Here is a 7,324-nt window from a genome sequence, read left to right on the forward strand (position 1 = left end):
ATTTATCAGCGAATTCAAAAATCGAACATTAGAACCCCCGGCAGCCGCCGGGGGGTTTTTTGCATTCGAGGAGAAAAGGAAGAATACATTTGGAACGTTTCCTGATAGAATTATCGAGTGCCAATGTGTATTGTGGAAAAAAACAAAAAGGGTGAACTTGATTTGTTTATCTGAACAAAACTTAAGTAAGCGCATTCATGATACACTTTTGAAGCGCCTTCGAAATGAAAGCGCTCTATTTTGGAGCTTCAACTCCCCACAAGCACATACATAAGGAGGAATTCCATGAAAAAGATTATTAAGATTGCTAGTGCATTTGTTGGAATTATTGTTGGGGCAGGGTTTGCCTCAGGCAGGAAATTTTGCAGTATTTCACAAGCTTTGGTTACATAGGGACCATTGGCACGATTATAGCTACTGCACTGTTTGCTTACATGGGAATGATGCTGACAAAATTAGGGACAAGAATGAAAGCAAAGTCGCACAAAGAAGCGGTTTATCGAGTAAGTGGGCGTTACCTTGGAGTCGTTGTAGATTACGTCATTATCTTTACTCTTTTTGGAGTAGGAGTCGTCATGATCGCTGGAGCTGGTTCGATACCGAGTCAGCAGTTTGGTTTGCCGCCAGTGTTTGGCATTATTTTAATGAGTGTGATTGTCATGGCCACGATTATGATGAACGTAGGAAAAGTGGTGAATGTCATTGGGAGCATAACACCATTTTTAATTATCATGGTTATCATCGTTTCTGTTTATAGTCTCACGACAATGGATCTTTCGTTTGCCGACTTAGAGCCGATCGCTGTTGAACAGTCTTCCGCACTCTCCAACTGGTTTGTTTCAGCGCTCAATTATGTTTCATTTAACGTAGCGGTTGGTGCATCCATGTCCTTGCTGATGGGCGGAAACGAAGACGATGAACGGATATCTTCCATTGGCGGGCTGCTTGGCGGACTCACTCTAGGGATTTTGATTGTGTTGAGTCACCTGGCCATTTTCTCGAAGGTTGATGTTGTCGCAAGCTTTGATATGCCTATGCTTAAACTCGTAGATGATATCTCTCCAGCTCTTGGGATCTTCTATTCAATTATCTTATTTGGAATGGTATTCAATACGGCAGTCAGCATGTTCTTCTCCTTTGCTGCCCGATTTACGAAAATAGGAACGAGTAATCACAAGAAATTTGTGCTGATCACTGGAGTCATCGCCTTCGGATTAAGTTTTGTAGGTTTTACAGAACTTGTGGCTATTTTCTATCCACTTATTGGCTTCTTAGGTTTATTTTTAATTGTGGCTTTAATAAGTGCACCTTTCCGATTAAAAGCGGAAGGGAAAAAAGAAGAACGATTGTCTGCTTAAGCGTAAAACCCGGCTGTGGCCGGGTTTTTTCTATATGACAGATTTAGTATGTTATGATATTTCAAAGATAACGTTTCCATAAAAGGGGCTTTCGCCATGCCAAAAGGATTCCGTGTATCCTTGCAAACTAAAATACTAGGGCTCGTATTCACTATTATCATGGCTGTCATCATTTTGCTGGCAGGAATTTTCGCCTACTGGGAAAAGGAAGAGACAGAAGACAAGATGGGGCAGCTGGCTCTACAAGCGGCGACGACATTATCCTTCATGCCGACAATCAAAGAGGCGTTTGAAAGAGAGCAGCCTTCTAAGATTATTCAGCCGATCGCGCTGCATATTCAGAAGGAAGTCGGAGCAGAGTTTGTCGTCGTAGGAAATAGGGATAGCATCCGCTATGCTCATCCAGACGAATGGAAGATTGGGAGACGTATGGTCGGCGGTGATAATGAAAAAGCCCTTGAGGGTGGAGAGTATTACATATCAAAAGCAGAAGGCTCGCTTGGTCCTTCCTTAAGAGGGAAAGCTCCGATTTTTAATGATGATGGAGAAATCATTGGGATTGTATCGGTCGGTTTTCTCATTGAAGATATCAACTCGGCCATTTTTTCAAAATTAGCGGATATTGCGGGGATCTCTGTTGCGGTCTTGATGCTTGGGGCGTTCGGGAGCCTGATGCTCGCTCGAAGTATCCGAAAAGATACGTTAGGGCTGGAACCGTTCGAAATTTCCTCCCTATACCGCGACCGTGAAGCCATTCTCTCCTCTGTGAAAGAGGGAATCATATCCATCGATCAACAAGGCCTTGTGACCATGATGAATCCATCTGCTATGACGATGCTTGATATCGATGCGGATACAAAAGGGAAATCGGTAGAGGACGTAGTCCCCAATACGCATATGCTTCGCGTCTTGGAGTCCGGTGTGCCTGAGAGTGATCAAGAGATGACACTGAATAAGCGAGTCGTTATCGTTAATCGCAAGCCGATTTTTGATAATGGCAAAGTCGTTGGAGTCGTTGCTAGTTTCAGAGACAAAACGGAAGTAAGAGAAATGGTGAACGCTTTATCAGAGGTGAAAAGGTATTCGGAGGATCTCCGAGCGCAAACCCATGAATACACGAACAAGATGTATGTGATTCTCGGACTGTTGCAGCTCGGCAACTATAAGGAGGCAACAGACTTAATTCAAAATGAGTTTGAGACTTCAAAGGACCAGAATCGTATTCTGTTTGATCAGATCGAAGACGATACTGTGCAAGCGATTCTTTTAGGAAAAATAAGCAAAGCTTCGGAACTGAAAGTCGAGTTTATCATTGATGAAGAATCGTATTTGCATGTCATTCCCTCTCATATCAACCGTTCTAAACTGGTCACGATTCTTGGAAATATTATTGATAATGCGTTTGAATCGGTTGCGGACGAAGCGGAAAAGAAGGTTTCCTTTTTTGCCACGGATGTCGGAAATGAAATCGTCGTTGAGGTTTCCGATACAGGCCCTGGAATTAGGGAAAGTATGATGCCTTATTTATTCATGAGGGGGTTTTCAACGAAAGAGGGAGAGCACAGAGGCTATGGACTTGCAAACGTCAATGAAATCGTCAAAGACCTTGGAGGCACCCTGGAAGTCGGGGAATCAGCAAGTGGAGGAACAATATTTTCTATTTTTATACCTAAAGGGAAAGGGGGATCCTCATGATTCGTGTTGTGATTGCAGAAGATGATTTTCGAGTGGCTCAGCTCCACGAGAAGTTTTTGGCAAGTATCGATAAGGTACAAGTCGTAGGAAAAGCGTTGAATGCGAAAGAAGCGCTGGCGCAGATCAAGGAGAAAGAACCGGACTTACTTTTACTGGACGTCTATATGCCGGATTGTTTAGGTACAGACTTGCTTCATGAGATCAGGGAAGTTGCGCCGGTGACCGATATTATTATGATTACCGCTGCCAATGATAAGGTGATGATTGAAAAAGCATTGAAGTACGGAGTGATCGATTACATCATCAAGCCGATTACGATGGACCGTTTCCATAAGACGATTGAAGAGTACAAGCAAAAGCACCAGATGATGAGTTCGAGAGAAACCCTTGATCAGGCCATGGTGGACCAGTTGATCGGACATAAAGATTCGACAGATACGAAAGTGGAACATGTACCAAAAGGGATCGATCCCCTGACGCTGGAAAAAGTAAGAACGATGTTGTCTGAAGCACCTGAAGGAATGACGGCAGAGCAGACGAGTGAAAAGATGGGGGCATCGAAAACAACCGCCCGCAGATATTTAGAGTATTTGATTTCCATTGATGAAGGAAAAGCTGAAATGCGCTACGGAAAAGTGGGACGGCCGGAGCGGAAATATTTCTTAGATTAGACCGACAGATGGATGTCGGTCTTTTTTAGTGTGCAGGAGCAAGTGGGAAGCTTTCTATACAATGGCTGTGACAGCTCCTTAGTGGTGATAAGAAAACGGGCGTGAATTTTATGTGGTTTATTCACGTTAATGTTTTTAAAACAGAATATTTTGAAAACGGTTACATTTACGTTCCTCTCTTTTACTATTGAACATACAAGATCAAATCAAAAGTGAAGGAGAGAGCGTTGATGAAAAAAGTTTGGATGTTCGCTATTTTATTTTTACTCGCTTTTATGACCGCTTGCGGGAGCGATAGTGCAAGTTCGGAAAATTCCGGAGATGGGAAATGGAAACCAGAGAAGCCAATTGAAATCGTTGCACCGAGTGGCGCAGGCGGCGGCTGGGATACAACCGCTCGAAGTGTCGGAAAGATCATGGAAGAAGAAGGAATCATTGACGAAGACATCGGCGTCGTCAATAAGCCTGGAGGCGGCGGTGCTGTCGGCTGGTCCTATATTAACAGCACAAATAACCCGCACAATATTTTTGTATCCTCCCCGCCGCTGATTTTTGTTCCATTGAATGGTCAATCGGACTTATCATATGAAGACTTTACACCACTATCCAATTTGATTGCGGATTACGGAGCGTTTGCTGTAGCCAAAGATGCCAAATGGGATGGTTTGGATGAGCTGTTCGCGGACATGAAAGACGATCCAAGCAGTGTGACCGTTGTTGGTTATTCGTCTCCTGGATCGATGGACCATATGCAGTTTGTAGCTTTGGCGAAAAAAGCTGGGGTGGATATTAAGAAAATTAAATATGTATCTGCTCAAGATGGAGGAGCGCTTACGCAAATATTGAATGGAAGTGCTGATGTGTTCTCTACAGGTGTCGCAGAAACTGTTGAACAAGTAAAAGCAGGAAAGATCAAAGTTCTAGGCATAACCTCGGAAGAACGACTTGAAGGTGAAGTCATCTCTGATTTCAAAACAGCGAAAGAGCAAGGCATTGATGCAACATTTGTCAACTGGAGAGGGTTCTTTGGACCGAAGGATATGGATCCGGCAGCCGTTAAGTTTTATGAAGAAAAATTCAAGGAAGTCAGTGATTCCGAAGCTTTTGCTGATATCCGCAAGAAATATGGCTGGGATGAAATGTACATGAACAGTGAAGAATATCAGGAATTTTTGAAAAAACAAACGGAAGAACTTGGCAGCTTGCTGGATGAGCTTGGGCTTGGTAAATAATCATCGTTTGGAAGAAAGGCCTGCTGAGATGCAGGCCTTTTCTAAAAATCAGACAAGAAGGTGATGAATATGCTCAAAACGATGAATCAAAAAATCAGTATCTTTCTTATTTTGTTTGGAGCGGGCTATCTGTATTTGACGTATAACTTAAAAGAGTATCCCTATGTTCCCATTGACTCTGACTTTATCCCCCGGGCGTTAGGCTTTACTTTAATTGGTTTGGCCGTGTTTTTATTTTTTGACAAATCATCAGAGACAGAGGAAGAAAAGAAGAAACGTACGCTCCCTAAAAAAGAAATCCTCGTTCTTCTCGCAGTTGCAGGAATGATTTTTGGTTATATTTTCTTATTCGAAATCCTTGGCTTTTTGATAACAACCGCATTATTTGTATTTTTCTGTTCGTGGTTCTTAGGCTATAAAAATTGGGTGAGTAATGTTCTTGTATCCATCTTTTTTCCTTCAGCTCTTTATTATCTTTTTAATTACTTACTTCAAATTCGACTGCCACAAGGAATACTACCATTTTAAAGGGTGTGGATAAATCATGGCACTAGACGGTCTTTTGGAAGGCTTTCAAGTCGCATTCAGTTTGCAGGGAATATTATTTGTATTAATTGGAGTAGTGACGGGGACGTTAATCGGGATGATGCCAGGACTTGGTCCGATCAGCGCCATCGCGATTATGATTCCGGTCACGTATGGGATGAATCCATCAACGGCACTAATGATGATGGCAGGAGTTTATTATGGAGCGGTCTTCGGAGGTTCCACATCTTCCATTTTATTAAACGCTCCGGGAATTTCGGGTACCGTAGCGACAGCGTTTGATGGGTATCCGATGGCCCAGAGGGGAGAGGCAGGAAAAGCACTCGCGATAGCGGCCGTTTGTTCCTTTACGGGGGGAACGATCTCGGTTATTCTACTCATGCTGTTTGCTCCAGCCCTCGCTCAAGTTGCCGTCTCATTTGGACCGCCACAATATTTTGCTCTCATGTTTCTAGGGTTAACAGCCATTGCGAGTCTATCGGACGGTTCTACGATTAAAGCCTTAATCTCAGCAACCATCGGGTTCATCATCGCGACCATAGGAATTGATGGCCAGACTGGTACAAACCGTTTCACATTCGGCAATCCGAATTTAATGGAAGGCATCGACTTTTTAGTGATCGCCCTCGGTCTTTTCGCATTGGCAGAGGTATGCTTTTTGATATTGAATCGTAAAGACACATCCTTGAGTAAACAAAGCGATATAGGAAACTTGAAACTGACGAAACAGGATTTCAAAGAAATGAGAGGGCCGATGACGAGGCAGTCATTTCTAGGGTTTATCCTCGGTGTCTTGCCTGGCGCAGGAGCGACTATCGCATCGTTCATTGGCTATATTACAGAAAAACGATTGTCCAAGAAATCAGATGAATTCGGAAAAGGATCGGTAAAAGGACTTGCAGCTCCGGAGACGGCTAACAATGCGGCTACGAGTGGAGCCTTTGTTCCACTGTTAAGTTTAGGAATCCCAGGGTCCGGGACAACCGCTGTCATGCTGGGAGCTTTTCTCGTTCTTGGTATTCAGCCAGGCCCTTTGCTCGTACAAGATCATCCCGACGTTTTCTGGGGAATCATTGCAAGTATGTATATCGGAAATGTATTTTTATTAATTCTCAATTTGCCACTCATTCCTTACATCGCAAAAATTTTAAAAATCTCACGTCCGCTGTTAATCTCGCTCGTCATCACGTTCAGCTTGATCGGTGTGTATTCGATCAGTTTCAGCACGTTTGATCTTTACTTATTGCTCGCTTTCGGACTGCTGGGTTACTTGATGCGTTTGTTCTCATTTCCAGCCGCTCCCTTCATTTTAGCTTTTATCTTAGGGGGTATGATGGAGCAGGCTTTTCGTCAGTCGCTTACAGCTTCCGGCGGAAGTATGATGGTGTTTATCAAAGATCCGATTTCCGTTTCATTGCTTGTTGTTAGTTTGCTGTCGTTTATTGTGCCGCTCCTGCGTAAGGGCGGAAAGAATGAAGAAGTGGATGATGAGGAGGAACAGAAATATCACGCAAATTGAGACAACGGTTAGTGCGAGATCGCTCAGAGTCTTTCGTGCATTCAACGATATCGGGTAATGTATCGCTCAAGTTACGGGGGAAATCATCGATTATGGTTTAAGAATCACTCAAAAAAGTGGGCATCTGCGAAATCAATTAGCAGATCGACTAAATATGGTAACGAATCGCTCGCATCGCTTAAGATATCGCTCCTCGTTGATCGAATTATCGAATCTAGTAGTTGAATCAATGAAAGGATCGACAGGATCAATCAAAATCCCAAATGAATCAGCGAAAAATCACTTCAACAGAAAAAAATAAAG

General features: G+C 43.2%; 5 protein-coding genes and 1 pseudogene. All 6 read left to right on the forward strand.

Annotated features, from left to right (window positions below):
- Nucleotides 1-285 precede the first annotated feature (285 nt).
- The 6 genes and pseudogenes from LD39_RS13965 (at nucleotide 286) to LD39_RS13990 (ending at nucleotide 7,021) form a co-directional block, all read left to right on the forward strand.
- Nucleotides 286-1,358: pseudogene (locus LD39_RS13965) on the forward strand (hypothetical protein).
- Nucleotides 1,359-1,454: 96 nt separating this feature from the next.
- On the forward strand, nucleotides 1,455-3,053 hold the full coding sequence (locus LD39_RS13970) for a sensor histidine kinase (protein WP_035548192.1): 1,599 nt from the start codon (nucleotides 1,455-1,457) through the stop codon (nucleotides 3,051-3,053).
- Nucleotides 3,050-3,724, forward strand: coding sequence for a response regulator (locus LD39_RS13975; RefSeq protein ID WP_035548195.1), 675 nt, complete (start codon nucleotides 3,050-3,052; stop codon nucleotides 3,722-3,724). Before LD39_RS13970 ends, LD39_RS13975 begins: the two co-directional genes overlap by 4 nt.
- A gap of 230 nt (nucleotides 3,725-3,954) precedes the next feature.
- Nucleotides 3,955-4,956, forward strand: a complete 1,002-nt coding sequence (locus tag LD39_RS13980) for a tripartite tricarboxylate transporter substrate binding protein (RefSeq protein WP_035548197.1) — start codon at nucleotides 3,955-3,957, stop codon at nucleotides 4,954-4,956.
- 69 nt (nucleotides 4,957-5,025) lie between these two features.
- Complete coding sequence (locus tag LD39_RS13985) at nucleotides 5,026-5,484, forward strand: tripartite tricarboxylate transporter TctB family protein (protein WP_035548201.1); 459 nt, start codon at nucleotides 5,026-5,028, stop codon at nucleotides 5,482-5,484.
- Nucleotides 5,485-5,500: 16 nt separating this feature from the next.
- Nucleotides 5,501-7,021, forward strand: a complete 1,521-nt coding sequence (locus LD39_RS13990; RefSeq protein WP_369793250.1) for a tripartite tricarboxylate transporter permease — start codon at nucleotides 5,501-5,503, stop codon at nucleotides 7,019-7,021.
- Nucleotides 7,022-7,324 lie beyond the last annotated feature (303 nt).

This window comes from Halobacillus sp. BBL2006, from assembly GCF_000786645.1.
Lineage (GTDB): Bacteria > Bacillota > Bacilli > Bacillales > Halobacillaceae > Halobacillus.